General features: G+C 60.0%; 25 protein-coding genes. 15 read left to right on the forward strand and 10 right to left on the reverse strand.

Features of this window, described 5'->3' with window-relative positions:
• Positions 1-183: 183 nt before the first annotated feature.
• The 7 genes from secY (at position 184) to A6U86_RS03595 (ending at position 5441) form a co-directional block, all read left to right on the forward strand.
• Complete coding sequence (gene secY, locus A6U86_RS03565) at positions 184-1524, forward strand: preprotein translocase subunit SecY (RefSeq protein WP_068386085.1); 1341 nt, start codon at positions 184-186, stop codon at positions 1522-1524.
• Positions 1521-2174, forward strand: a complete 654-nt coding sequence (locus tag A6U86_RS03570) for an adenylate kinase (RefSeq protein ID WP_068386086.1) — start codon at positions 1521-1523, stop codon at positions 2172-2174. The genes secY and A6U86_RS03570 overlap by 4 nt, the downstream gene beginning before the upstream one ends.
• 213 nt (positions 2175-2387) lie before the next feature.
• Positions 2388-2756: a 30S ribosomal protein S13 gene (gene rpsM / locus A6U86_RS03575; RefSeq protein WP_015339612.1), complete on the forward strand. Its 369-nt coding sequence runs from the start codon at positions 2388-2390 to the stop codon at positions 2754-2756.
• 131 nt (positions 2757-2887) lie between these two features.
• The gene (rpsK, locus tag A6U86_RS03580) at positions 2888-3277 is read left to right on the forward strand and encodes a 30S ribosomal protein S11 (protein WP_004118426.1); all 390 of its coding nucleotides are present in this window, start codon (positions 2888-2890) and stop codon (positions 3275-3277) included.
• Positions 3278-3380: 103 nt separating this feature from the next.
• Positions 3381-4391 (forward strand): DNA-directed RNA polymerase subunit alpha, encoded by a 1011-nt coding sequence (locus A6U86_RS03585; protein ID WP_034507362.1) that lies wholly within the window; start codon positions 3381-3383, stop codon positions 4389-4391.
• 48 nt (positions 4392-4439) lie between these two features.
• Positions 4440-4862: a 50S ribosomal protein L17 gene (gene rplQ, locus A6U86_RS03590; RefSeq protein ID WP_068386087.1), complete on the forward strand. Its 423-nt coding sequence runs from the start codon at positions 4440-4442 to the stop codon at positions 4860-4862.
• Positions 4863-5060: 198 nt separating this feature from the next.
• Positions 5061-5441 (forward strand): DUF2809 domain-containing protein, encoded by a 381-nt coding sequence (locus tag A6U86_RS03595; RefSeq protein WP_068386088.1) that lies wholly within the window; start codon positions 5061-5063, stop codon positions 5439-5441.
• Between the two features lie 107 nt (positions 5442-5548).
• Here A6U86_RS03595 and A6U86_RS03600 read toward each other — a convergent pair whose 3' ends face one another.
• Positions 5549-6067, reverse strand: a complete 519-nt coding sequence (locus A6U86_RS03600; RefSeq protein WP_068386091.1) for a DinB family protein — start codon at positions 6065-6067, stop codon at positions 5549-5551.
• Between the two features lie 69 nt (positions 6068-6136).
• On the opposite strand from A6U86_RS03600, the gene A6U86_RS03605 reads away from it, so the two are divergent.
• The 5 genes from A6U86_RS03605 to A6U86_RS03625 all read left to right on the forward strand — a co-directional run bounded on the left by A6U86_RS03605 (position 6137) and on the right by A6U86_RS03625 (position 10531).
• Complete coding sequence (locus A6U86_RS03605; RefSeq protein ID WP_083196712.1) at positions 6137-6760, forward strand: TetR/AcrR family transcriptional regulator; 624 nt, start codon at positions 6137-6139, stop codon at positions 6758-6760.
• Between the two features lie 124 nt (positions 6761-6884).
• A complete protein-coding gene (locus tag A6U86_RS03610; RefSeq protein WP_068386094.1) occupies positions 6885-7361 on the forward strand; it encodes a MarR family winged helix-turn-helix transcriptional regulator in 477 nt (158 codons plus the stop codon).
• Positions 7358-9430, forward strand: a complete 2073-nt coding sequence (locus A6U86_RS03615) for an FUSC family protein (RefSeq protein ID WP_068386099.1) — start codon at positions 7358-7360, stop codon at positions 9428-9430. Before A6U86_RS03610 ends, A6U86_RS03615 begins: the two co-directional genes overlap by 4 nt.
• 4 nt (positions 9431-9434) lie before the next feature.
• Positions 9435-9644 carry a DUF1656 domain-containing protein gene (locus A6U86_RS03620; RefSeq protein WP_034507353.1) on the forward strand — a complete coding sequence of 70 codons (210 nt, stop codon included), beginning with the start codon at positions 9435-9437 and terminating at the stop codon, positions 9642-9644.
• A complete protein-coding gene (locus A6U86_RS03625; RefSeq protein ID WP_068386100.1) occupies positions 9641-10531 on the forward strand; it encodes an HlyD family secretion protein in 891 nt (296 codons plus the stop codon). Before A6U86_RS03620 ends, A6U86_RS03625 begins: the two co-directional genes overlap by 4 nt.
• 30 nt (positions 10532-10561) lie before the next feature.
• On the opposite strand, the gene msrQ is transcribed toward A6U86_RS03625, so the two are convergent.
• Together msrQ and msrP are read right to left on the reverse strand one after the other, a co-directional pair.
• Entirely contained in the window at positions 10562-11215 is a 654-nt protein-coding gene (gene msrQ, locus A6U86_RS03630; protein ID WP_068386102.1) for a protein-methionine-sulfoxide reductase heme-binding subunit MsrQ, read from the reverse strand.
• A complete protein-coding gene (gene msrP / locus A6U86_RS03635; protein WP_068386104.1) occupies positions 11215-12165 on the reverse strand; it encodes a protein-methionine-sulfoxide reductase catalytic subunit MsrP in 951 nt (316 codons plus the stop codon). The genes msrQ and msrP overlap by 1 nt, the downstream gene beginning before the upstream one ends.
• A 351-nt stretch (positions 12166-12516) precedes the next feature.
• Between msrP and ilvD the strand changes: the two genes are divergently transcribed.
• The gene (gene ilvD / locus A6U86_RS03640; RefSeq protein WP_068387802.1) at positions 12517-14355 is read left to right on the forward strand and encodes a dihydroxy-acid dehydratase; all 1839 of its coding nucleotides are present in this window, start codon (positions 12517-12519) and stop codon (positions 14353-14355) included.
• Between the two features lie 213 nt (positions 14356-14568).
• Here ilvD and A6U86_RS03645 read toward each other — a convergent pair whose 3' ends face one another.
• Positions 14569-14916 carry a lysozyme inhibitor LprI family protein gene (locus A6U86_RS03645; RefSeq protein WP_068386107.1) on the reverse strand — a complete coding sequence of 116 codons (348 nt, stop codon included), beginning with the start codon at positions 14914-14916 and terminating at the stop codon, positions 14569-14571.
• Positions 14917-15090: 174 nt separating this feature from the next.
• Between A6U86_RS03645 and A6U86_RS03650 the strand changes: the two genes are divergently transcribed.
• Positions 15091-16494, forward strand: a complete 1404-nt coding sequence (locus tag A6U86_RS03650; RefSeq protein ID WP_068386109.1) for a DegQ family serine endoprotease — start codon at positions 15091-15093, stop codon at positions 16492-16494.
• Positions 16491-17807, forward strand: coding sequence for a replication-associated recombination protein A (locus A6U86_RS03655; protein ID WP_068386111.1), 1317 nt, complete (start codon positions 16491-16493; stop codon positions 17805-17807). Before A6U86_RS03650 ends, A6U86_RS03655 begins: the two co-directional genes overlap by 4 nt.
• 32 nt (positions 17808-17839) lie before the next feature.
• On the opposite strand, the gene A6U86_RS03660 is transcribed toward A6U86_RS03655, so the two are convergent.
• The 6 genes from A6U86_RS03660 to A6U86_RS03685 form a co-directional block, all read right to left on the reverse strand.
• The gene (locus tag A6U86_RS03660) at positions 17840-18148 is read right to left on the reverse strand and encodes a DUF1883 domain-containing protein (protein ID WP_068386113.1); all 309 of its coding nucleotides are present in this window, start codon (positions 18146-18148) and stop codon (positions 17840-17842) included.
• A 201-nt stretch (positions 18149-18349) separates the two neighbouring features.
• Positions 18350-18619, reverse strand: coding sequence for a hypothetical protein (locus A6U86_RS03665; protein WP_068386115.1), 270 nt, complete (start codon positions 18617-18619; stop codon positions 18350-18352).
• 32 nt (positions 18620-18651) lie between these two features.
• Positions 18652-18849 carry a hypothetical protein gene (locus A6U86_RS03670; protein ID WP_141683618.1) on the reverse strand — a complete coding sequence of 66 codons (198 nt, stop codon included), beginning with the start codon at positions 18847-18849 and terminating at the stop codon, positions 18652-18654.
• Positions 18850-18987: 138 nt separating this feature from the next.
• Positions 18988-19929, reverse strand: coding sequence for a 4-hydroxy-tetrahydrodipicolinate synthase (gene dapA, locus A6U86_RS03675; protein ID WP_068386119.1), 942 nt, complete (start codon positions 19927-19929; stop codon positions 18988-18990).
• Between the two features lie 12 nt (positions 19930-19941).
• Positions 19942-20169, reverse strand: a complete 228-nt coding sequence (locus tag A6U86_RS03680; RefSeq protein ID WP_068386122.1) for a hypothetical protein — start codon at positions 20167-20169, stop codon at positions 19942-19944.
• Between the two features lie 107 nt (positions 20170-20276).
• Positions 20277-21290 carry a ketopantoate reductase family protein gene (locus A6U86_RS03685; RefSeq protein ID WP_068386124.1) on the reverse strand — a complete coding sequence of 338 codons (1014 nt, stop codon included), beginning with the start codon at positions 21288-21290 and terminating at the stop codon, positions 20277-20279.
• Positions 21291-21500: the final 210 nt, after the last annotated feature.

A 21500-nucleotide genomic window follows, 5' to 3' on the forward strand; every position in this document is an offset into this window, starting at 1 on the left:
TTTGCTCCCATATGTGAGCCTCACGAATCTGAACGATGCGGCAGTGTCTTTCCGGTTAATAACGGGAACCAAGGGTGAGGCGTCCGATTGCACCGCAATCCGTCCAAACCCGGCTTTTGAACAATTTACATACTGATTCCGGACCCGGCCGATTATGCCGGAATTGGTAGTGCGGAGATTTGCATGGCTTCTGCAGCGGAACAACTGGCGTCCAATCTCAATTTCTCGACTTTCGCCAAGGCTGAGGATCTCAAGAAGCGCTTGTGGTTTACGCTCGGCGCTCTCCTCGTCTACCGGCTTGGTACCCACATTCCGCTTCCTGGCCTCAATCCTGCTGCCTATGCGCAGGCATTCCAGAATCAGTCTGGCGGTATTCTCGGCCTCTTCAACATGTTCTCGGGCGGCGCTGTTCAGCGCATGGCGATCTTCGCGCTCGGCATCATGCCTTATATTTCCGCCTCGATCATCGTTCAGCTCATGACCTCGGTCGTGCCTTCGCTTGAGAATCTCAAGAAGGAAGGTGAGCAGGGCCGCAAGATCATCAACCAGTACACTCGCTACGGCACGGTGCTGCTCGGCGCATTGCAGGCTTACGGCATTGCGATCGGCCTTGAGCATGGCAATGGTGTCGTGATCGATCCAGGCTGGTTCTTCCGCATTTCCACGGTCATAACGCTGCTCGGCGGCACTATGTTCCTGATGTGGCTCGGCGAACAGGTAACCTCGCGCGGTATCGGCAACGGTATCTCGCTTATCATCTTCGCCGGCATCGCTGCTGGTCTGCCGACGGCACTTGCAGGCACGCTCGAGCTGGGCCGTACAGGTGCTCTGTCCACAGGTCTCATTCTGGCTGTTCTGGTCGTCGCTGTCCTGGTCATCGCGCTCATCGTTTTCGTCGAACGTGCGCAGCGCCGCCTGCTGATCCAGTATCCGAAGCGCCAGGTCGGCACCCGTATGTTCCAGGGCGATACGTCGCACCTGCCGTTGAAGCTCAACACTTCGGGCGTCATTCCGGCCATCTTTGCATCCTCGCTGCTGCTGCTGCCGGCAACCGTCGCGGGCCTCGGCAACAACACGGCGCTGCCAAGCTGGGTAACGTCGATCGTTGCGGCTCTTGGTCACGGCCAGCCCGTCTACATGGTGCTGTACGGTGCGCTGATTGCCTTCTTCGCCTTCTTCTACACGGCGCTGGTCTTCAATCCGAAGGACACGGCCGACAATCTGAAGAAGCATGGCGGCTTTATTCCGGGCATCCGTCCGGGCGAACGCACCGCCGAATATATCGACTACGTGCTGACCCGCATCACGGTCATCGGCGCGATCTACCTCGTCTTCGTCTGCATCCTGCCCGAAATTCTCGTGTCCCAGACCGGTATTCCGCTGTCGCTGGGTGGCACTTCTCTTCTGATCGTGGTTAGCGTAACGCTGGATACGGTGGCACAGATTCAGGGTCACTTGATCGCGCAGCAATATGAAGGCCTGATCAAGAAATCGAAGTTGCGTGGAGGAAAGAGGGGGCGATGAGACTCATACTTTTAGGGCCGCCGGGAGCAGGTAAGGGGACCCAGGCCCAGCGTATCGTGGAAAAGCACGGCATTCCGCAGCTTTCCACCGGCGATATGCTGAGAGCTGCGGTGGCGGCCGAGACTGAAGTTGGCAAGCGCGCCAAGGCTGTCATGGACGCCGGCAAGCTTGTTTCGGATGAGATCGTCAACGCTATTGTTTCGGAGCGAATCGACCAGCCGGATTGCGCCAGGGGCTTCATCCTTGACGGCTTTCCCCGCACTCTGGTGCAGGCCGATGCGACCGAGCAGATGCTGAAGGCCAAGGGCCTGGAGCTTTCTGTTGTCATCGAGCTGAAGGTCGATGACGGGGAACTGATTCGCCGCGTCTCGGGGCGTTACTCCTGTTCGAACTGCGGTAGCGTCTATCACGATACCGATAAGGTTCCGGCAACGGCCGGTGTCTGCGACAAGTGCGGCTCGACCCACTTCAAGCGTCGCCCGGATGACAATGCCGAAACGATGGCGACGCGCCTCCAGGTCTACTACAAGGAGACCTCGCCGCTGATCGGTTACTACTATGCCAAGGGCAAGTTGCAGAGCATCGACGGCATGGCCGATATCGAGCATGTGACGGATAGCATCGAAGGTATCCTGGCTAAGCTTGGATAGCCTAAAATAAACTTGCCGAAGCGGTTGCTTTTTTGCGCTGATTCCGCTAAACACCGCGCCAACTCGCGACATGCTATGCGATCGGCGCGGATTTCCAACGGGGAGTCCGGGTACGGTCGTTTTGACATGTTGCGGACTCACAACGAACAAGCAGCTCCCGGGCTGCATAACAAGGCCCTTTGCTTAGGCAAAAGGAATGCAAGGAGAACAGGCGTGGCTCGTATCGCTGGCGTCAACATCCCGACTGCAAAGCGCGTAGTTATTGCGCTTCGTTACATTCACGGGATCGGACCTAAGTTTGCACAGGAAATCTGCGAGAAGGTCGGTATTCCGGCTGAGCGTCGCGTCAACCAGTTGACCGATGCTGAAGTTCTGCAGATCCGCGAAACCATCGACCGTGACTATCAGGTCGAAGGTGATCTGCGTCGCGATACCGCGATGAACATTAAGCGTCTGATGGACCTGGGCAGCTACCGCGGCCTGCGTCATCGTCGCGGCCTGCCGGTTCGCGGCCAGCGCACCCACACCAATGCTCGTACCCGCAAGGGCCCGGCAAAGGCGATCGCTGGTAAGAAGAAGTAATTTCCGGGCAACCGGATTTGGGAGGCTGGCGGTCCGCCGGCCTCTTTTGAGTTTGAAGCGGTGCCCTCCGGGTATCGCTTCGGTGTAGCCGCTGGCATTACGGCGGTGCAGAGATCCAAGAAAGGACTAACATGGCCAAGGAAGCCGTACGCGTTCGTCGTCGCGAGCGTAAAAATATCACGTCGGGCGTCGCACACGTCAACTCGACCTTCAACAACACGATGATCACCATCACCGACGCACAGGGCAACGCTATTGCCTGGTCGTCCGCTGGTGCCAAGGGCTTCAAGGGTTCGCGCAAGTCGACCCCGTTCGCTGCCCAGATCGCTGCTGAAGACTGCGCCAAGAAGGCTCAGGAGCACGGCATGAAGTCGCTGGAAGTTGAAGTTTGCGGTCCGGGCTCTGGTCGTGAATCTGCTCTGCGCGCGCTCCAGGCTGCCGGTTTCATGATCACGTCCATCCGCGACGTGACCCCGATCCCGCACAATGGTTGCCGCCCGCGCAAGAAGCGTCGCGTCTGATCATCGCCACTCTCGACACTGGCCGGGGCAGATGCGCCCGGCTTGGTGTTTCTCAAGCTCGGTTGCCACGATTGGATGGTGGCAACGAACGGAAGGCAAAAACATGATTCAGAAAAACTGGCAGGAACTGATCAAGCCCAACAAGGTCGAGTTCACCTCGAGCGGCCGTACCAAGGCAACGCTCGTGGCCGAACCGCTGGAGCGTGGCTTCGGTCTCACCCTCGGCAACGCGCTGCGTCGCGTTCTGCTGTCTTCTCTGCGTGGCGCCGCTGTGACGGCCGTGCAGATCGACGGCGTGCTGCATGAGTTCTCCTCTATCCCGGGCGTCCGGGAAGACGTGACGGACATCGTGCTGAACATCAAGGAAATCGCCATCAAGATGGATGGCGATGATGCCAAGCGCATGGTCGTGCGCAAGCAGGGCCCAGGCGTAGTAACGGCTGGCGACATTCAGACGGTCGGCGATATCGAAATCCTCAACCCCGAGCATGTGATCTGCACGCTCGACGAGGGCGCCGAAATCCGTATGGAATTCACCGTCAACAACGGCAAGGGCTATGTCCCGGCCGAGCGTAATCGTGCGGAAGATGCTCCGATCGGTCTCATCCCGGTCGACAGCCTCTATTCGCCGGTCAAGAAGGTGTCCTACAAGGTTGAAAATACCCGTGAAGGACAGGTTCTCGACTACGACAAGCTGAGCATGTCGCTGGAAACCGATGGTTCTATCAGCGGTGAAGATGCAGTCGCTTTCGCGGCGCGCATCCTGCAGGATCAGCTTGGCGTGTTCGTCAACTTCGACGAGCCGCAGAAGGAAACCGAAGAGGAAGCAGTTACAGAACTCGCTTTCAACCCGGCTCTCCTCAAGAAGGTGGACGAACTGGAACTGTCTGTTCGCTCGGCAAACTGCCTGAAGAACGACAACATCGTCTACATCGGCGACCTCATTCAGAAGACCGAAGCAGAAATGCTCCGCACGCCGAATTTTGGTCGCAAGTCGCTGAACGAAATCAAGGAAGTTCTCGCTTCCATGGGCCTGCACCTCGGCATGGAAGTGCCGGCATGGCCGCCTGAGAACATCGAAGATCTCGCCAAGCGATACGAAGACCAATACTAACGTTTCAAACGGCAGGCGAGTGATGCCTGCAAGTGAAGGAGAATAGCAATGCGCCACGGTAAAGCCGGCCGCAAGCTGAACAGAACCGCTAGCCACCGTAAGGCGATGTTCGCCAACATGGCTGCTTCGCTCATCACGCATGAGCAGATCGTCACCACGCTCCCGAAGGCGAAGGAAATTCGTCCGATCGTCGAGAAGCTGGTTACCCTCGGCAAGCGCGGCGACCTGCACGCTCGTCGTCAGGCCATCTCGCAGATCCGCGATGCGGCTGTCGTTTCGAAGCTTTTCGATGCGATCGCAACGCGTTACGCCACCCGCAACGGCGGCTACCTGCGTATCATGAAGGCCGGCTTCCGCCAGGGCGACAATGCCGCTCTCGCAGTCGTCGAATTCGTCGATCGTGACACCTCTGCCAAGGGCGCAGCCGACAAGGCTCGCGTTGCTGCCGAGGAAGAAGCTGCAGCCGCTTAAGGCTAGCTTCGGATAAAAGATCCAGGGCCGGATGAGCGATCATCCGGCCTTTGGCGTTTGAGGGTTTGTCGGGGCTGACTTGCTCTTCTGGAGCCGCCATGACCATGAATATGCTGGCTGAGTTGCCTGGCGGCTCATGCTCTTGAGCTATAGGAACGACTATTGGACACGCAGCGGCAATTCATACGCAGAAGGGCGATGCTACTTCTGGCCCTGTTCTTGACCATAGCCTGCGGTCTTGCGCTCCGGCGATTTGGTTATGCCGCCGATCTTCCCTTCACCGTGGTCAAATATGGTGGTTCGATCTTGTGGGGCGCGATGGTCTATTGGCTTCTGGCGACGCTATTCGTCACCGGTAGGCCTTTCAAAATTGCTTTCGGCGCGCTGATCCTGGCGACGGCCGTCGAATTCTTCAGGCTTTGGCATGCACCTGCACTGGATGCGTTTCGATTGACCACCGCCGGCGCCTTGTTGCTCGGAAGAGTGTTCTCGCTCTGGAACATAGTGTCCTATGCCATCGGCATAGCGGCGGCTTTGGCGCTGGATCGCATTCTGTTGGCGGTAAGGCGCGCCAACTGAGATCGCGGTATAGCAGGGCGATCGGATCGCTGTATCATGAAGGCCGGATGAGCGATCATCCGGCCTTCAGTCGTTTGCCTATGTGGGTAGCGACGCCAAGCACGGCGCTATTTGGCTGCCACGGCGTGCCGGCGCGAAGGCTCCGTTCTGTGAAGATAAACGGCGAAAGTATCCCACGGCGGCGTGATCGAGAGCTGTGCCAGTAGGCGGCCAATCTCGCCCCGGTGATATCCTCCATGCGTGACGACATGGAGGAGCATCTCCTGCCGCGACATGCAGCCCCTGTCGCCGTCGGTGAAGACGAACGGCAGGGCTTCGGACAGGAGGTCAGGGGGCAGCGTTTCAAGATATCTGAGATACCATTGATCCGACGCGATCAACGCGGTGCGGAGCTCCGCCAGTGATGGCGTGTCCGGTGTGTTGTCGGCAGTGAAGCCATGGTCCTGCCCGGTAAGGTGGGCAGCAAATATCCGACCGACGACCAGGGAATGGTTCATCAGGCGGATGGATGCATGACGCTCCTTAACATGCCGTACGCCATCGAGGTCGCCTATGCCGTCAAGCAGATCCTTGTTTGCCCAGGCCTGATAGCTGAAAAGCGTGTGCAGCAACGACTGTTCGCTCATGAGAAATCCCTTTTTGTTATACCGTAAAATGCGAGTAATGTGTTCACATTTTCGAGGAGCAGGAAGCGCATGTCTACTCGCATTGGAAAGTCCGGCGCCCCGATGCGAAAGGAGCCGAGCCAGGCGCGTTCGCGCGCGACGGTCGATGCCATTCTCGAGGCGGGTGCTCGCATTTTGGGAGATCGCGGATGGGCCGGATTTACGACGAATGCCGTCGCGGCGGTTGCCGGCATCAGCATCGGGTCGCTCTATCAATATTTTCCCGACAAGCTTTCCCTGGTCGAGGCCATCCGGCGGCGTCACTTCGATGACGTTCTGGCCGTCATGCGGAAGGCTATGGCCGGAGACTTGCCGTTGCAGCAGCGCGCAGAGGCTCTCGTTGAGGGCATGATCGATGCCCATAACATCAATCCGGAGCTGCACAGGGTGCTTCTGGACGAAGCGCCCGGGTATGATGGCTCACGATTGGCCCATGATGCTTTCTTGGCCGAGTATCAAAGCCACTACAGAGATTTTGTGATCGCGCATCGCAGTGGTCGCAAAGGTCCCGGCGATGACGTTCTCGCGCAGTTGCTATCGGGCGCTGTCGAGGGCGTGATCCACAGTGCAGCCCGAAAGCGCACGCTCGGTTCGCCGGAGCTGAAAAAGGAACTGGCCAGGATGATCTGTTCTTATCTGCGAAACGCTGATTAACCCTTCGCGATCGACCCGGTGCTGTTCCGACCATCGTTGGATGCATGGCTGCATTTCGCTTCTCGGATGGTAATTTGAGTTCATATAGTTTGAATCCTAATTAGTTTAGTGCTAATAGATAATTATGGAATCGCTCAACACTCTTCAACGCATTTTCACCGCCAATCTGCTGACCACTGGCCGCCAATGGCGCCGGGTCGTCGATCTGGCACTGAGCTCCTACGGCATCTCGGAGGCCGCGGCAGCACCGCTGCTCTGGATCGGCCGTCTGGGCGGAGGTGTCCGACAGGTGGCGATCGCCACCTATGTCGGTATCGAAGGTCCGTCGCTGGTTCGGCTGATCGATCAGCTGGAAAGCATGGATCTCGTCATCCGCAAGGATGATCCGACGGATCGCCGCGCCAAGGGTCTTTGGCTGACGCCGGAGGGCGAGAAGCTCGCGTCCCGCATGGAAGACGCGCTCGACGAACTGCGCGGCAAGATCCTTGCCGATGTCGACAAGGAGGATATCGAAGCTGCCATCCGCGTCCTGAAGGCTTTCGAGGAGTTCGAGACCGTGAAGACGACCGAAGCGGAGCCGGAGAAGGAGAGCGTTTCATGAGCATTCCATCCTGGCGGGACTGGCTGTTTTCCGTCAAAGCCTTCATTGCAGCCATCATGGCGCTGTTCATTGCGCTGTCGCTGGACTTGCCGCGCCCTTACTGGGCAATGGCGGCCGTCTATGTGGTTGCCAATCCGCTTGCGGGCGCAACGAGCTCAAAGGCGCTCTATCGTACGCTCGGTACGCTGATCGGCGCCTGTGCCTCGGTGATCTTCGTTCCGCTCTTCGTCAATGCGCCGGAATTGCTTTCGGTCGTCGTGGCGCTCTGGACCGGAACCCTGCTGTTCGTCTCGATGCTCGACCGCACCTCGCGCAGTTATGTCTTCATGCTCGCCGGCTATTCATTGCCGCTGATCGCGCTGCCGACGGTCGGCGCACCGGAAACCGTATTCGATGTCGCGCTTGCCCGCTCCGAAGAGATCATCATCGGCATCGTTTGCGCCAGCGTCGTCAGCTCCATCATCTTCCCGAGCAGTGTCGGTACCGTGCTCGGCCAGCGCATCGGCTCCTGGCTCGATGATGCCGGCACCTGGGCCGATGAAATCCTGCGAGGCGAGGGTGCTTCCCCGGCGACGCCGCTGAAGCGTCAGAAGCTTGTCGCCGACGTCTCCGGCCTCGACCTTGTCATCAGCCAACTCAAATATGATGCGGGCAGCCGCGATATCGTCAGGCATTCCCGGGAACTGCGCGGCCGTCTCTTGATGCTGCTGCCGCTCTTCTCGTCGCTGGCCGACCGCCTGCACGCGCTAAAGGCCGGCGAGAAGCCGCTGCCTGCGGAGCTTGTCTCGGTTCTGAACGATGTCGCCGATTGGCTGAGGCAGGGCGGACGCGGCAAGGCCGATGATACTGCGGATGCCCTATCGAGAAAGATCGAGGAACTGCAGCAGAATGACCTTGATCTCGGTTGGGATGACCTCGTTCGGTCGAGCGCTCTGGCGCGCCTGAAGGAAATCGTCGATCTATGGCAGGATTGCCTGACATTGCGCGACCAGATTGTCTCCGGGCAACAGGTCGGCACCTGGCGGCCCGCCTTCCGGCACCGCAATGTCGTCGGCCAAAGCAGGCACTATGATTATGCCTTGCTTGCCTTTTCGGCCGGCTCGGTCGTCGTCGGCATTGCTGCTGCCTGCTTCTTCTGGATCTATTCCGGATGGGAGGACGGTGCGGGCTTCGTGACCATGGCGGCTGTTGCCTGTTCGTTTTTCGCCGCGCTCGATCGCCCTGCGCCGTTCATCACCTCGATGTTCATCTGGAGCGCAATGAGCCTGGTGATTGCATGCGTCTATATCTTCGGCATCCTGCCTTCCATTTCCGGCTTCGAAATGCTGGTGCTGGTCTTTGCGCCACCCTTCCTGGTCATGGGTCTGTTGATCCCGCGGCCACAGACCAACCTGCTCGCCATGTTGCTCGCCGTGAACGGCGCGACCTTCATTGCGCTGCAGGATCGGTACACCGCCGATTTCGCCAGTTTCGCGAATAGCGCGATCGCTGCCCTGGCAGGCATCGGCTTCGCTCTCGTCTGGACGCTGGTCACCCGTCCGTTCGGCTCTGAACTTGCCGCCTGGCGGCTGGTGCGGGCCGGCTGGACCGACCTTGCCGAGACGGCAGCCGGCATCCGACGCGCCGACCACGAGCGTTTGTCCGGCCGCATTCTTGATCGTCTCGGCCAGCTTGTGCCACGCCTTGCTGGCATCGAGGACCGCGAGCTGAAGAAGGTCGATGGTTATGCCGATGTCCGCCTAGGCTTCAACGTGCTGATGCTGCAGAAGGAGCGGGGGCAACTGAATTCCGCCGCGGCCGCCTCCGTCAGCGAGGTTCTGATCGGCGTGTCCGATTTCTATCGTTCGCGGCTGAAGGCCAAGCGCGCCATCGATCCCTCGGACGAGTTGCGCCTATCGATCGATCGTGGCCTCGAAGCGGTGGCGCAGAACAGGCGCGAGCCCGGTCGAGCCAGCCTCGATGCGCTGGTGGGGCTGCGCCGCGCACTCTTCCCGCATGCCGAACCACCGGCGAGCTGGCAGCCGCCGGTATCGAACACGTCTCAACCTCTTCCCATTGCCGCCGAGTAACATCATGCCCGCAGAATTCGATCTTTATGGCGTCTACATGCCACGCCTTCTGGTTCTCATGCTCGTGACGCTGTTTGTCGTCATCATCCTTCGACGCCTGCTCGCATGGGCCGGAGCCTATACTCTGGTCTGGCATCGCGGCCTTTTCGATCTCGCGCTCTACGTTTTGTTGCTCGGCGCCGTCTCCTCTGTTTCCCGTTGGTACTTCACATGAACACGTTAAAACTCATCGGCCGTGTCGCCGTCACCCTCATCTTCGTCGTCGCTGCCGTCTATGTCGGCCGCCAGCTCTGGGGCCATTATATGGACGAACCCTGGACGCGCGACGCGCGTCTGCGCGCCGATGTCGTTGGCATCGCGCCTGACGTTTCCGGCCTTGTCAGCGACGTCCTCGTCAAGGACAACCAGGCCGTCAAGAAGGGCGACCTTCTTTTCCGTGTGGATCGCGATCGCTTTGCTATCGCCCTTGAACAAGCGGATGCCGCGCTCGCAAGCAGCAATGCCGCTCTCGAGCAGGCTCAGCGCGAAAGCGCCCGGCAGGCGCGCCTTGGCGATGCTGCTTCCCTGCAGCAAAAGGAGCAGGCGCTGACCGCTGTGCAGCAGGACGAAGCCGCTGTCCGTCAGGCGACAGCCAACCGCGAGCTTGCCCAGCTGAACCTCGATCGCTCGGAAGTCCGTGCCACTGTCAACGGTACGATCTCGAACCTCAGCCTGCGTCCGGGCGATTATGTCTCGGCCGGTACGGCGAAAGTGGCGCTGATCGACAGCGATTCCCTGCGCGTCGAAGGCTATTTTGAGGAAACCAAGCTGCCGCGCATCCATGTTGGCGACGAAGTCTACATCCATCTGATGGGGCAGACAGAAAAGCTGACCGGCCATGTCGAAAGCATCGCCTATGGCATCGAGGACCGCGAACGTACCTCGGGCAGCCTGCTTGCCAATATCACCCCGACTTTCAGCTGGGTACGCCTGGCGCAGCGCGTGCCGGTGCGCATCTCACTCGACAAGGTGCCTGATGGCACGAAGCTGATTGCCGGCCTGACGGCGACCGTCGAGGTGCAGGAGCAGGGGCAGGCCAAGATCGCTAGCGCTGCGGAATGACCATCGCGTGAAAGAGCAGAGCGGCCGAGTTCAGGCCGCTCTGGAATTGGAAGCCGCAACCGGCCTGCGCGCGGCCCGGCGTCTCTCCATCATGATCGGCCTGTAGGATCTGTAGAGGATCATGGCGATCAGCAGGCCGATATAGATAAACTGCTCCAGCGACAGGATCTTGGTCGACAGCGCGAAGTGCAGCGCACCACAGGCCGCCACGATATAGACCAGACGATGCAGCCAGATCCATTTCTTGCCGAGACGCTTGATCGAGAAGTTGTTTGACGTCACGGCGAGCGCCAGCAGCATGACGAGGCCCGCCATGCCGAACATGATGAAGGGCCGTTTCAGCACATCGTCGATGACGGCCTGCACATCCAGCGCCTGATCGAGGACCATGTAGACCGTCAGATGCATCAGCGCGTAATAGAAACAGAGCAGGCCGAGCGCGCGGCGATAGCGCAGATAGTTCCAGCCGAAGAGATCCCGAAGCGGCGTGACCGCAAGCGTCAGCAGCAGGAAGCGGATCGCCCAAAGCCCCAGGAAAAGCTCGAAGGTCTTGACGGCGTCGGCGCCAAGCTGGTCCGTAGCGCCGAGATAGAATTCCCAGGCAGCCGGCAGCAACCCCACGATATAGAGCGCCCAGACGGAGGCCGGTTGCCAGCGCTTGGGCAGGGCGAAGGAAAAAGCCATCAGAAATTCACCCGAAGGTCCATGCCGCTATAGAGGCTGGCGACTTGATCGGCATAGCCGTTGAAGGGCAGGGTGGGATGACGGTTGGAACCGAAGAAGCCGCCTTCGCCGATGCGCCGCTCGGTCGCCTGGCTCCAGCGTGGGTGGTCGACGGCCGGATTGACGTTGGCGTAGAAGCCGTACTCCTGGCTATTGGTCACCTGCCATGTGTTCAGCGGCTGCTTGTCGGTGAGCGTGATGCGCACGATCGACTTGATGCCCTTGAAGCCGTATTTCCACGGTACGACAAGGCGGATCGGCGCGCCGTTCTGGTTCGGCAGCGTCTCGCCATAAAGGCCGACGGCAAGCAGCGTCAGGGGATTGCGCGCTTCGTCCAGCCGCAAGCCCTCCACATAGGGCCAGTCCAGAGACTGCAGGAGGCCCGACTGCCCCGGCATTTCCGAAGGCCGGACGACTGTCTCGAAGGCAACGAATTTGGCGCTCCCCTGCGGGTCCACCTTGTCGAGCAGGGCAGAGAGCGGAAAACCGTCCCAGGGAATGACCATCGACCACGCCTCGACGCAGCGCATGCGATAGACGCGCTCTTCCGGCGGGAATTCCTTGATCAGTGCGTCGATGTCGAAGGTGCCGGGCTTGTTGACCATGCCGTCGACCTTGATCGTCCAGGGTCGCGGCTTGAACTTGCCGGAAAGATTGGCTGGATCCGACTTATCGAGGCCGAATTCATAAAAATTGTTGTAGGTGGTGACATCCTTGATCGGCGTCAGCTTCTCGTCGACGGTATAGTTGCTTTTCGTCACGGTCAGCGCATCGGCCAGCGCGGTTTTGCCGCCAACTGCTGCCATACCGATGCCGGCCGCGGCTGCGGTCAGGAATTCTCGCCGCTTGAGATAGGCCGAGCGCGGTGTGATCTCGGAAGACGCAATTTTCGGCGGGCGATAAGAAGGCATGACAGTTCCTTTATGCGATCGCAGCTTCGATATGAGCTATACGCAGCAGAGGCATATTTTGTTACACTCTTAGGCCGGCCATTCTTTGCAAGGGAAACCAACTTTTTGTGTGTACTTGTGATCGGGCGGCTTCGTTCCCAATTCTGATCACAGGTTCGTCGCGCCGAAGCATATCATAGTTGCCAATCCGCTCTTGCCCTTGTGGCGTACCGGATTCGCTTGAGTTGATAGTGACAGTACCGCACGATTGGATTAGGACAATTCCAAAAAGCAGGAATGTCGGCGCTCCCTTGGGCGCAAAGCTCGGGCCGGCCGACGCCGCACAAATTCCAGGATGACGAGGAAGACACCATGCCAGCTTATCGTTCCAGAACCACGACCCACGGCCGCAACATGGCCGGCGCACGCGGCCTTTGGCGCGCGACGGGTATGAAGGACAGCGATTTCGGCAAGCCGATCATTGCGGTGGTCAACTCCTTCACCCAGTTTGTGCCCGGTCACGTTCACCTCAAGGATCTCGGCCAGCTTGTGGCGCGTGAGATCGAGGCGGCCGGCGGCGTTGCCAAGGAATTCAACACAATCGCCGTCGATGACGGCATCGCCATGGGCCATGACGGCATGCTCTATTCGCTGCCGTCGCGCGAGCTCATCGCCGACAGCGTCGAATACATGGTCAACGCCCATTGCGCCGACGCCATGGTCTGCATCTCCAACTGCGACAAGATCACTCCCGGCATGCTGATGGCCTCGCTGCGCCTCAATATCCCGACGGTCTTCGTTTCCGGTGGTCCCATGGAGGCCGGCAAGGTCATCCTGCATGGCAAGAAGGTCGCGCTCGACCTCGTCGACGCCATGGTTGCCGCTGCCGACGACAAGATCAGCGACGAGGACGTCGCCACCATCGAACGCTCGGCTTGCCCAACCTGCGGCTCCTGCTCGGGCATGTTCACGGCCAATTCGATGAACTGTCTGACCGAAGCCCTCGGCCTGTCCTTGCCCGGCAACGGCTCGACGCTTGCCACCCATTCGGACCGCAAGGAACTCTTCCTCGAAGCCGGCCGCCGTGTGGTTGCTCTGGCAAAGCGCTATTATGAGCAGGACGACGTGACGGCACTGCCGCGGACGATCGCCAGCAAGGGCGCGTTCGAAAACGCCATGGCACTTGATATCGCCATGGGCGGCTCGACCAATACCGTGCTGCATATTCTTGCAGCAGCCCATGAGGGCGAGATCGACTTCACGATGGATGATATCGATCGCCTGTCACGCCGTGTTCCCTGCCTTTCCAAGGTGGCGCCTGCCAAGGCCGACGTTCATATGGAAGATGTGCATCGCGCCGGCGGCATCATGGCGATCCTCGGCGAGTTGAACCGTGCCGGACTGATAAATGCCGACCTGCCGACCGTTCACGCTGCGACGCTGGGCGAAGCTCTGGCACAGTGGGATATTGCGGTCACCGACAACAAGGCTGCTCTGGAGCTCTTCAGCGCCGCTCCTGGCGGTGTCCCGACGCAGGTTGCCTTCAGCCAGAGCGCGCGCTGGCAAGAGCTTGATCTCGATCGCGAAAAGGGTGTCATCCGCGATGCTCAGCATCCGTTCTCCAAGGATGGCGGTCTTGCCGTCCTCAAGGGGAATCTGGCGCTCGACGGCTGCATCGTGAAGACTGCCGGCGTCGATGAATCGATCCTGAAATTCTCCGGTCCGGCCAAGGTCTTCGAAAGCCAGGACGCGGCGGTCAAGGGCATCCTCAGCAACGAGGTCGTTGCAGGCGATGTCGTCGTCATCCGCTACGAAGGCCCGAAGGGCGGCCCCGGCATGCAGGAAATGCTCTATCCGACCAGCTATCTGAAGTCGAAGGGTCTCGGCAAGGCTTGCGCACTGATCACCGATGGCCGCTTCTCCGGCGGCACGTCCGGCCTCTCCATCGGCCATGCTTCGCCGGAAGCCGCAAACGGCGGCACGATCGGTCTGGTGCGCGAAGGCGACATGATCGACATCGACATCCCGAACCGCACGATCAGCCTGCGCGTCGACGATGCCGAGCTTGCAGCTCGCCGTGAAGCCCAGAACGCCAAGGGCTGGTTCCCGGCTGAAGTGCGCAAGCGCAATGTCACCACGGCGCTGAAGGCCTATGCTGCTTTCGCGACCAGTGCCGACCGGGGTGCGGTTCGCGATCTGGGCGGGAAGTAACTAAGCTCCTTCGCCCCGTGAAACGGGGAGAAGGTGAACTCGAACGGTCGAGCATAGCTCGGCCGCGAGAGGACGGATGAGGGGCCTTTCGAGCTTTATCGCAACGGCAGACTTTGCCGTACCTGCGGTAGCCCTTCGCCCTGGCCCTCTCGCCGCACGCGGGGAGAGGGGACTTATCCGGCAAAGGCCTCATGTCTCCGCACAATGCGACCCTTAAAGCGGCCGATTGATCTGCTTGTACGTGTCGTTGAGCACTTTCAGGCGCTCCTCATAGGATGTGGTCAGGCAGGCGACATCGGCTTCGCAGGCCTGCCGCTTCTTCAGCCATTCCGTCTGTTGATCCTGCATCGTGCCGCGCGCGCCCATGGCGAGCAGGCCGGAGAGCAGGTCGAAAGTCGTCACCATCTTCACATCGGCGTCGTTAAGCGCCCTGACGTCGCATATTTTCTTCTCATCGGGCTTCAGGGTCTGCGCCTCGCAATCGAAGCTGGCGGCATGCGAAGTGCCGGCAGTGCCGAGAGAGAGGAGAAGGACGGCGGCGGCTAGATGGTTCAATCGCATGTTTGGCTCCCTATGACGATTCCCAACGCGAAATGCATGACAGCATGTTTTTGTTCACCGAACCTGTTTTTTATCGCTGAAAACTTCCATTTATGCTTCATGCTTCCGCCCTCTTTCCTTTCTAGCGTCGGGCGCTACAACGTTGTTTAAAGAGAATTAAAAAGGGAAATTTCCATGCATGTCCTCCTGAAGCGCACTGCCGTTTCGATGATTGCCCTCGCAATGGTGATGCCGCTTTCCGCTGAAGCACAGACGGCGAAGTCGGTGCCGCAAAATCAGGTGCAGATGCAGCTTTCCTTTGCGCCGCTGGTCAAGCAGACCGCCGGTGCCGTGGTGAACGTCTATGCGGAGCGCCAGGTGCAGCGGCAGTCGCCCTTCGCCGGCGATCCCTTCTTCGAGCAGTTCTTCGGCCAGCGCATGCCGAATCGCACCGAGAAGCAGTCCTCGCTGGGCTCCGGCGTCATCGTCGAGGCCAACGGCACTGTCATCACCAACAATCACGTCATCGATGGCGCCGACGATATCAAGATCGCGCTGTCGGATGGCCGCGAATTTCCCTGCAAGGTCATACTGAAGGATGACAGGGTCGATCTCGCGGTCCTGAAGATCCAGTCGAAGAACGAGACCTTCCCGATCCTGCCCATCGCCAATTCCGATGCGGTCGAGGTCGGCGATCTCGTGCTGGCGATCGGTAATCCCTTCGGCGTCGGACAGACGGTGACGAGTGGTATCGTATCGGCGCTCGCCCGCAACCAGGTAAAGAACGAGGTCGGCTTCTTCATTCAGACGGATGCCTCGATCAATCCCGGCAATTCCGGCGGCGCGCTGGTGAACATGAATGGCGAGCTGATCGCGCTCAACACGGCCATCTTCTCGCAGGGCGGCGGCTCCAACGGCATCGGCTTTGCCATCCCTGCCAATCTGGTCAAGGTCTTCCTGGCGGCCTCTGACCGTGGCGACAAGTCTTTCGAGCGGCCCTATATCGGCGCATCCTTCGAGCCTGTGACGTCTGATGTTGCCGAAGCGCTTGGCCTCGACAAGGTGCGCGGCGCACTGGTGACCAAGGTTGTCGACGGTGGCCCCGCCGCCAAGGCTGGCCTGAAGCCCGGCGAGGTGATCACCGCCCTCAACAGTATCCCGGTCGAGCATCCCGATGCGCTGGGTTATCGCCTGACCACGGCAGGGCTTGGCGCCACCGTATCGTTGACCGTGCTCGACAACGGCAAGGAGCATGAGGCCAGCATGACGCTTGCCGCAGCACCTGAATCGACGCCGCGCGACGAGAGGCAGATCCAGGGCAACAATCCCTTCTCGGGCGCAACGGTTGCCAATCTTTCGCCGCGCGTCGCCGATGAACTGCATCTGCCGCCTGATTCCACCGGCGTCGTCATCGAGAGCCTGAAGTCGGATTCTCCGGCCGCCCGCCTTGGCTTCGCGCCGCGTGACATCGTCGTCTCGATCAACGGTGTCAATGTCAACTCGACCGAGATATTGCAGCGGACCGTCGGCTCCAATCCGAGCTTCTGGCGCGTGGAAATCGAGCGTGACGGCCAGCGCATCCGGCAGTTCTTCCGATGAGCAACGACCTGTTTGCACCGCGGATACCGGAGGGGGTCGCCAACAAGCGGCCTCTGGCCGATCGCCTGCGGCCGCAAACGCTGGCCGAGGTCACAGGCCAATCGCATCTGACTGGTGAAGACGGCGTGCTTCGCCGGATGATCGAGGCCGGCTCGCTCGGCTCCATGATCTTCTGGGGGCCGCCCGGCACCGGCAAGACGACGGTCGCAAGGCTGCTTTCGGGCGAGGCGGGTCTTGCCTTCGAACAGATATCGGCGATCTTTTCAGGCGTCGCCGATCTGAAGAAGGTATTCGAGGCAGCGCGCCTGCGGCGTATGGATGGCCGCCAGACCCTGCTTTTCGTCGATGAGATCCATCGCTTCAATCGTGCGCAGCAGGATAGTTTCCTGCCTGTCATGGAAGACGGCACGGTCATCCTGGTCGGTGCGACGACGGAGAACCCGTCCTTCGAACTCAACGCCGCTCTTCTGTCCCGTGCCCGTGTCCTCACATTCCAGTCGCATGATGAGGAAAGCCTGGAGGAGCTGCTGCGACGCGCCGAGGCGGTGGAGGGCAAGCCGCTGCCGTTGACCGAGGATGCGCGCGCCAGCCTGATCGGCATGGCGGATGGCGACGGGCGCTCGGTGCTGACGCTCGCGGAAGAGGTCTGGCGTGCCGCGCGCAAGGACGAGCTTTTCGACCCTGACATGCTGATCAAGATCGTCCAGCGCCGAGCCCCGGTATACGACAAGGCGCAAGACGGGCACTACAATCTGATCTCGGCCCTGCACAAATCCGTTCGCGGCTCCGATCCCGACGCAGCGCTTTACTATCTCGCCCGCATGTTCGATGCCGGTGAAGACCCGCTCTATCTCGGCCGGCGGCTGGTGCGCATGGCAGTCGAGGATATCGGCCTTGCCGATCCGCAGGCGCTAGTCATCTGCAACGCGGCCAAGGACGCCTATGAATACCTGGGGTCACCGGAGGGTGAATTGGCGCTGGCGCAGGCCTGCGTGTATCTCGCCACCGCCCCGAAATCGAATGCCGTTTACACCGCCTTCAAGGCGGCGACGCAAGCCGCGAAGCAGAACGGTTCGTTGCTGCCGCCCAAGCATATCCTCAACGCACCGACGAAACTGATGCGCACTGAGGGATATGGCGACGGCTATCGCTACGATCACGACGAGCCGGATGCCTTTTCGGGCCAGAATTACTTTCCTGAGAAGATGGGCCGCCAGACCTTCTACGATCCGCCAGAGCGCGGTTTTGAGCGCGAAATCCGCAAGCGGCTGGACTGGTGGTCGAAGCTGCGCAAGGAGCGCGGCGAGCGCTAATCAGCAAATCACCTGCTGGTGACTGCTTTCCGCTATGCTTTTTGCATCCGCGGAACGGTGACCCTATCCACCATCTTGACGCTCGATTCCGCCAGGCTCTTGTGGCCTTCCATATCGACAACCAGATGCCAATGACCGGCCTCCGGAATGACCAGCCGTATCGGTGATTTTTTGGCGACGCCACCAAGGAACTGATGCTTGAGGGTTTCCGTGAAGCGCTCGAAATTCGAGCTGTTCATCAGCCTGACATTGGCGACAGCCGAGAGCGTAATCTCGATCACCGTACCGGCGTGCTGTTCTTTAAGATCGTAATGGCTGTAGCGGAAAGCAGGCTTCGACATCTTGTTTCTATTCTCTGGGACACCCGTGCCAAAAACCTACTCAAGGCGGGTTAAGGAAGCGTTTGGTCGGGTTGCAGCTGTCGAAGCCTGCCCTGGAGCGGTTGAGCGTTTCTCAGAACCGCTCAACCGCTCCAAACTATTGTTCTTACGCAATTTTAGACGGGGAACCGCTGCGCAAGTTTTACTCGGGTTGATCTGGGTCTAGTGCAGATTGGACGAGGTGGATACGAAACCATCAAGGTCGAGGACTGCGCCTTCCGGCGCGTGGCAGATGTCGGCCGGGTTATGGTTGCATTCTTCAGCCGCAAAGTGCAGGGCAGCGGCCTCGTTGCGGAACAAGCCGCCGACGAGCCCCTGACGGTCTTGGACGATCCAGCTGCCGCGGCGATCACGGCCGATGACGAAGCGGGCCGGTGCCGGCGAAAAGGGGCCGTGAGCCGAGCGGCGCTGGATATGCTGTGCGTTTGCCATTTTTTCTTCCTCTTGGATCTCTTCGGTTAGGTTCAATGTCCAGCCCAATGCAGCAGCATCTGAAGGACGCCGGCGATGAGGAAGACAAGCCCGAGGCGCGGAGCGATGGAGCGAAGGCCATGCAGCAGCGCGTCTGAAGAGAAATGCCGTTCGTCCCCGGCAAGGGCCACGGCGCGAGGGCGTTGGAGGGGATCGGCTGATAGGCCGGCATGCGTATAGCGTGACATCATAGTTCCTTTCCAGTGTCACCGGCACCTGAGGTCCGCTGGACCATGGGTGCCACGCTCTTGAATCTATGGGTGAGTTGCTAGGATTTCCATTTGTCCCGAATGGCAAAAATATAAAAATCTCATAGGCATGACGTGATTTTACAATCCCAGCCGGAAGGTTCGGCGGGAGGCAAAGCGGCCGCTGCCGTCGGCTTGAAACTGTGCGAGGGCAGTCTGGATCACCGTCGCAGTTTCATTGGCTACGCCGACCAGCGGCAGGCGTACATCGGCTGCGATATACCGCACCAGCGACAGGGCATGCTTGACGGTCGCCGGCTCGCTTTCACGCGCTAACGCATCGAACAGCGGCTGCAGGCGCGCGTCTATGGATTGGGCGGCGCTGAGATGGCCACAGGCCGCCGAATGCTGCATGGACTGGAATAATCGCGGCACAATATTTGCCGCGTTGGAAAAACAGCCACGGCCGCCTGCGACAGTGAAGGCAAACGCACTGGCATCGTTAGACGTATAGAGCCCGAACCGCTCCGACAGCTGTGATCGCCAGCGATCGATGCGCGAGACATCGCTGCTGTCATCACAGATCCCGATAATCCCGGGAATCTCCGCCAGTCGCATGACGGTCGCCGGAGCGAGATCGATTGCGGTATGCGATGGCTGATTGTGGACGATGAGCGGCAGCTCGGTATGGGCGGCAAGCTGTTCGAAGTGATGAAGCACGCCCTTCTGGGTCGGCTTTGAATAGTAGGGCACCGTCACAAGCGCGGCGTCTGCACCCAGTCGCTGCGCCTGCAGCGTTTCCGCGATGGTCGTTGCCGTGTCGTTGGTGCCCGATGCGACGATGACGGGCACCTGGCCCTCGCAAAGTTCGACACAGATTTCGATGGCGCGAAGCCGTTCCGCCTCCGTCAGCGTCGGGCCTTCGCCGGTCAGGGAACAGACGAGCAGCCCGTCAACGCCACTCAGCAACTGCCATTCCACATGCGCCATCATATCGACGCTGTCGAAAACGCCGTCATGAAACGGGGTGACAAGGGCAGTGATCGCACCGCCGATGCGTCTTTGAAAGCTTGGCCTTTTCATCTCGGCTGCGCCTCAAAGATAATGCAGCACGATGAAGAGCTCGAGGCCGCCAAGCAGCAGCCCGAAGGCGAACATTGCGTGAAATGTCCGTTTCTCGCGTATCTGCCGATCGCGGGGCTGGCGCTTGGGTCGGGCCTTCGCCGTTGGAACCGATGCGGTCGTGCGATGGCGTCTCTCATCGCTGTTGTGGACGAGGACGCGGATGGATTCCGTCAGGTTTGGTGCGTGTGTATCGAGCATGGCATCTGCCTCCGTATTTCAACGGAAGCGTAGTGCCAGGCGACATAGGAAATCCATTCGCGGCCGGAGGCGAAGAAGTAAGTGCGATATAAACGAACCGCGAAGCGCTATCCCGCCACTTGCAAGTTCTTCCGATCGAGCTGCGTTACCAGCGCCAGGATCGTTGCCGAGACCGGTGTTGCAACGCCCGTCAGCTTGCCGAGCGAAACGACGACGCCGACGAGAGGCGTTATCTCCAGCGCCTTGCCGGCAAGCAGATCCTGCAGCATCGAGGTGCGTACCGGCCCGATCTGGCGCGAGCGTTCGAGACGTTCCTCGACCGACATCGGCACATGAGATCCCAAAGCCTCGGCAACCGCTTTCACCTCGCTCATGACCTGGCCGACCATCGTCGACAGAGCAGGATCGTTCATGATGTCGGACATCAATCCGCGCGTCAGAGCGCTGATCGGATTGAAGGCGGCGTTGCCCATCAGCTTGCTCCAGATATCGTCGCGAATGCGCGCGGAAATGGAGACGGTGACGCCGGCCTTCTGCAGCAGCGCCGCGATGGCCTCTATGTCGGACGTTGTCTCGCCGGACGGCTCACCCAGGATGAAATGGCCCTTGTTGCTGAGCCTGATCTCGCCGGGATTGGCGACCTCCGCTCCCTGATAGGCAACGCAGCCGATGACGCGCTCGGGACCGATCAGTCGCCAGAGACCGCCATTCACGTCCAGTTCTTCCATCTGGTGCTCGGCATGGCCGCTCTGCCGATCCCGGTGAAAATACCACCAGGGCACGCCGTTGAGGATCATCACGACGCGGGTGCCGGCATGCAGCAGCTTGGCGATGCCGGGCACGGCCGCCGCCAGCTGATGACCCTTGAGGCCGGTGATGACGAGATCCTGTGGTGGCAACTCGCCCGCATCGTCCGTTGCCGTCACTTGTGCCACGAGCGCGTTGCTTGCCTCTGCTTCCCAAAGATGGATGCCGCCGGAGCGAATGGCGTCCAGATGCGCCCCGCGTGCGACGACGGAGACCTTCGCCTGATCGCCGGAGGAAGCCAGCTTTGCCGCAATCGCGCCGCCGAGTGCGCCCGCGCCGTAGATACAGATATTCTTGAAGGGGGAAGACGTCATGGCTTGGTGCTCCAGTCAGGTCGCATGCGCTGAAAATTATGTCACGTCGGTGATTTGGCGGATGGTTCATTAGGTCGGCGGCAATTGGAATTGAAAATCGCCAAGCCTTCCTTCACATTATCGGCATATGGAAATTTCGCCATGCTCGTTCGAGCTCAAATGGAATCAATCCGGCAAGAAAAATAGTATCGGCTTGTGCCGCCGGCATGG

Source organism: Rhizobium sp. AC27/96 (assembly GCF_001692325.1).
In the GTDB taxonomy this organism is placed as follows: Bacteria; Pseudomonadota; Alphaproteobacteria; order Rhizobiales; family Rhizobiaceae; genus Rhizobium.

Excerpts from the sequence above, each read along its gene's own strand:
- msrQ (WP_068386102.1), bottom strand. The coding sequence starts at position 11,215 with ATGGCTTTTTCCTTCGCCCTGCCCAAGCGCTGGCAACCGGCCTCCGTC.
- A6U86_RS03665 (WP_068386115.1), bottom strand. The coding sequence starts at position 18,619 with ATGGCAAACGCACAGCATATCCAGCGCCGCTCGGCTCACGGCCCCTTT.
- ilvD (WP_068387802.1), top strand. The coding sequence starts at position 12,517 with ATGCCAGCTTATCGTTCCAGAACCACGACCCACGGCCGCAACATGGCC.
- A6U86_RS03610 (WP_068386094.1), top strand. The coding sequence starts at position 6,885 with ATGGAATCGCTCAACACTCTTCAACGCATTTTCACCGCCAATCTGCTG.
- A6U86_RS03595 (WP_068386088.1), top strand. The coding sequence starts at position 5,061 with ATGCTACTTCTGGCCCTGTTCTTGACCATAGCCTGCGGTCTTGCGCTC.
- A6U86_RS03660 (WP_068386113.1), bottom strand. The coding sequence starts at position 18,148 with ATGTCGAAGCCTGCTTTCCGCTACAGCCATTACGATCTTAAAGAACAG.
- A6U86_RS03680 (WP_068386122.1), bottom strand. The coding sequence starts at position 20,169 with ATGCTCGATACACACGCACCAAACCTGACGGAATCCATCCGCGTCCTC.
- secY (WP_068386085.1), top strand. The coding sequence starts at position 184 with ATGGCTTCTGCAGCGGAACAACTGGCGTCCAATCTCAATTTCTCGACT.
- A6U86_RS03600 (WP_068386091.1), bottom strand. The coding sequence starts at position 6,067 with ATGAGCGAACAGTCGTTGCTGCACACGCTTTTCAGCTATCAGGCCTGG.
- A6U86_RS03605 (WP_083196712.1), top strand. The coding sequence starts at position 6,137 with ATGTCTACTCGCATTGGAAAGTCCGGCGCCCCGATGCGAAAGGAGCCG.
- A6U86_RS03615 (WP_068386099.1), top strand. The coding sequence starts at position 7,358 with ATGAGCATTCCATCCTGGCGGGACTGGCTGTTTTCCGTCAAAGCCTTC.
- dapA (WP_068386119.1), bottom strand. The coding sequence starts at position 19,929 with ATGAAAAGGCCAAGCTTTCAAAGACGCATCGGCGGTGCGATCACTGCC.
- A6U86_RS03625 (WP_068386100.1), top strand. The coding sequence starts at position 9,641 with ATGAACACGTTAAAACTCATCGGCCGTGTCGCCGTCACCCTCATCTTC.
- A6U86_RS03650 (WP_068386109.1), top strand. The coding sequence starts at position 15,091 with ATGCATGTCCTCCTGAAGCGCACTGCCGTTTCGATGATTGCCCTCGCA.
- rpsK (WP_004118426.1), top strand. The coding sequence starts at position 2,888 with ATGGCCAAGGAAGCCGTACGCGTTCGTCGTCGCGAGCGTAAAAATATC.
- A6U86_RS03685 (WP_068386124.1), bottom strand. The coding sequence starts at position 21,290 with ATGACGTCTTCCCCCTTCAAGAATATCTGTATCTACGGCGCGGGCGCA.
- A6U86_RS03655 (WP_068386111.1), top strand. The coding sequence starts at position 16,491 with ATGAGCAACGACCTGTTTGCACCGCGGATACCGGAGGGGGTCGCCAAC.
- A6U86_RS03570 (WP_068386086.1), top strand. The coding sequence starts at position 1,521 with ATGAGACTCATACTTTTAGGGCCGCCGGGAGCAGGTAAGGGGACCCAG.
- A6U86_RS03645 (WP_068386107.1), bottom strand. The coding sequence starts at position 14,916 with ATGCGATTGAACCATCTAGCCGCCGCCGTCCTTCTCCTCTCTCTCGGC.
- msrP (WP_068386104.1), bottom strand. The coding sequence starts at position 12,165 with ATGCCTTCTTATCGCCCGCCGAAAATTGCGTCTTCCGAGATCACACCG.
- A6U86_RS03620 (WP_034507353.1), top strand. The coding sequence starts at position 9,435 with ATGCCCGCAGAATTCGATCTTTATGGCGTCTACATGCCACGCCTTCTG.
- A6U86_RS03585 (WP_034507362.1), top strand. The coding sequence starts at position 3,381 with ATGATTCAGAAAAACTGGCAGGAACTGATCAAGCCCAACAAGGTCGAG.
- A6U86_RS03670 (WP_141683618.1), bottom strand. The coding sequence starts at position 18,849 with ATGATGTCACGCTATACGCATGCCGGCCTATCAGCCGATCCCCTCCAA.
- rplQ (WP_068386087.1), top strand. The coding sequence starts at position 4,440 with ATGCGCCACGGTAAAGCCGGCCGCAAGCTGAACAGAACCGCTAGCCAC.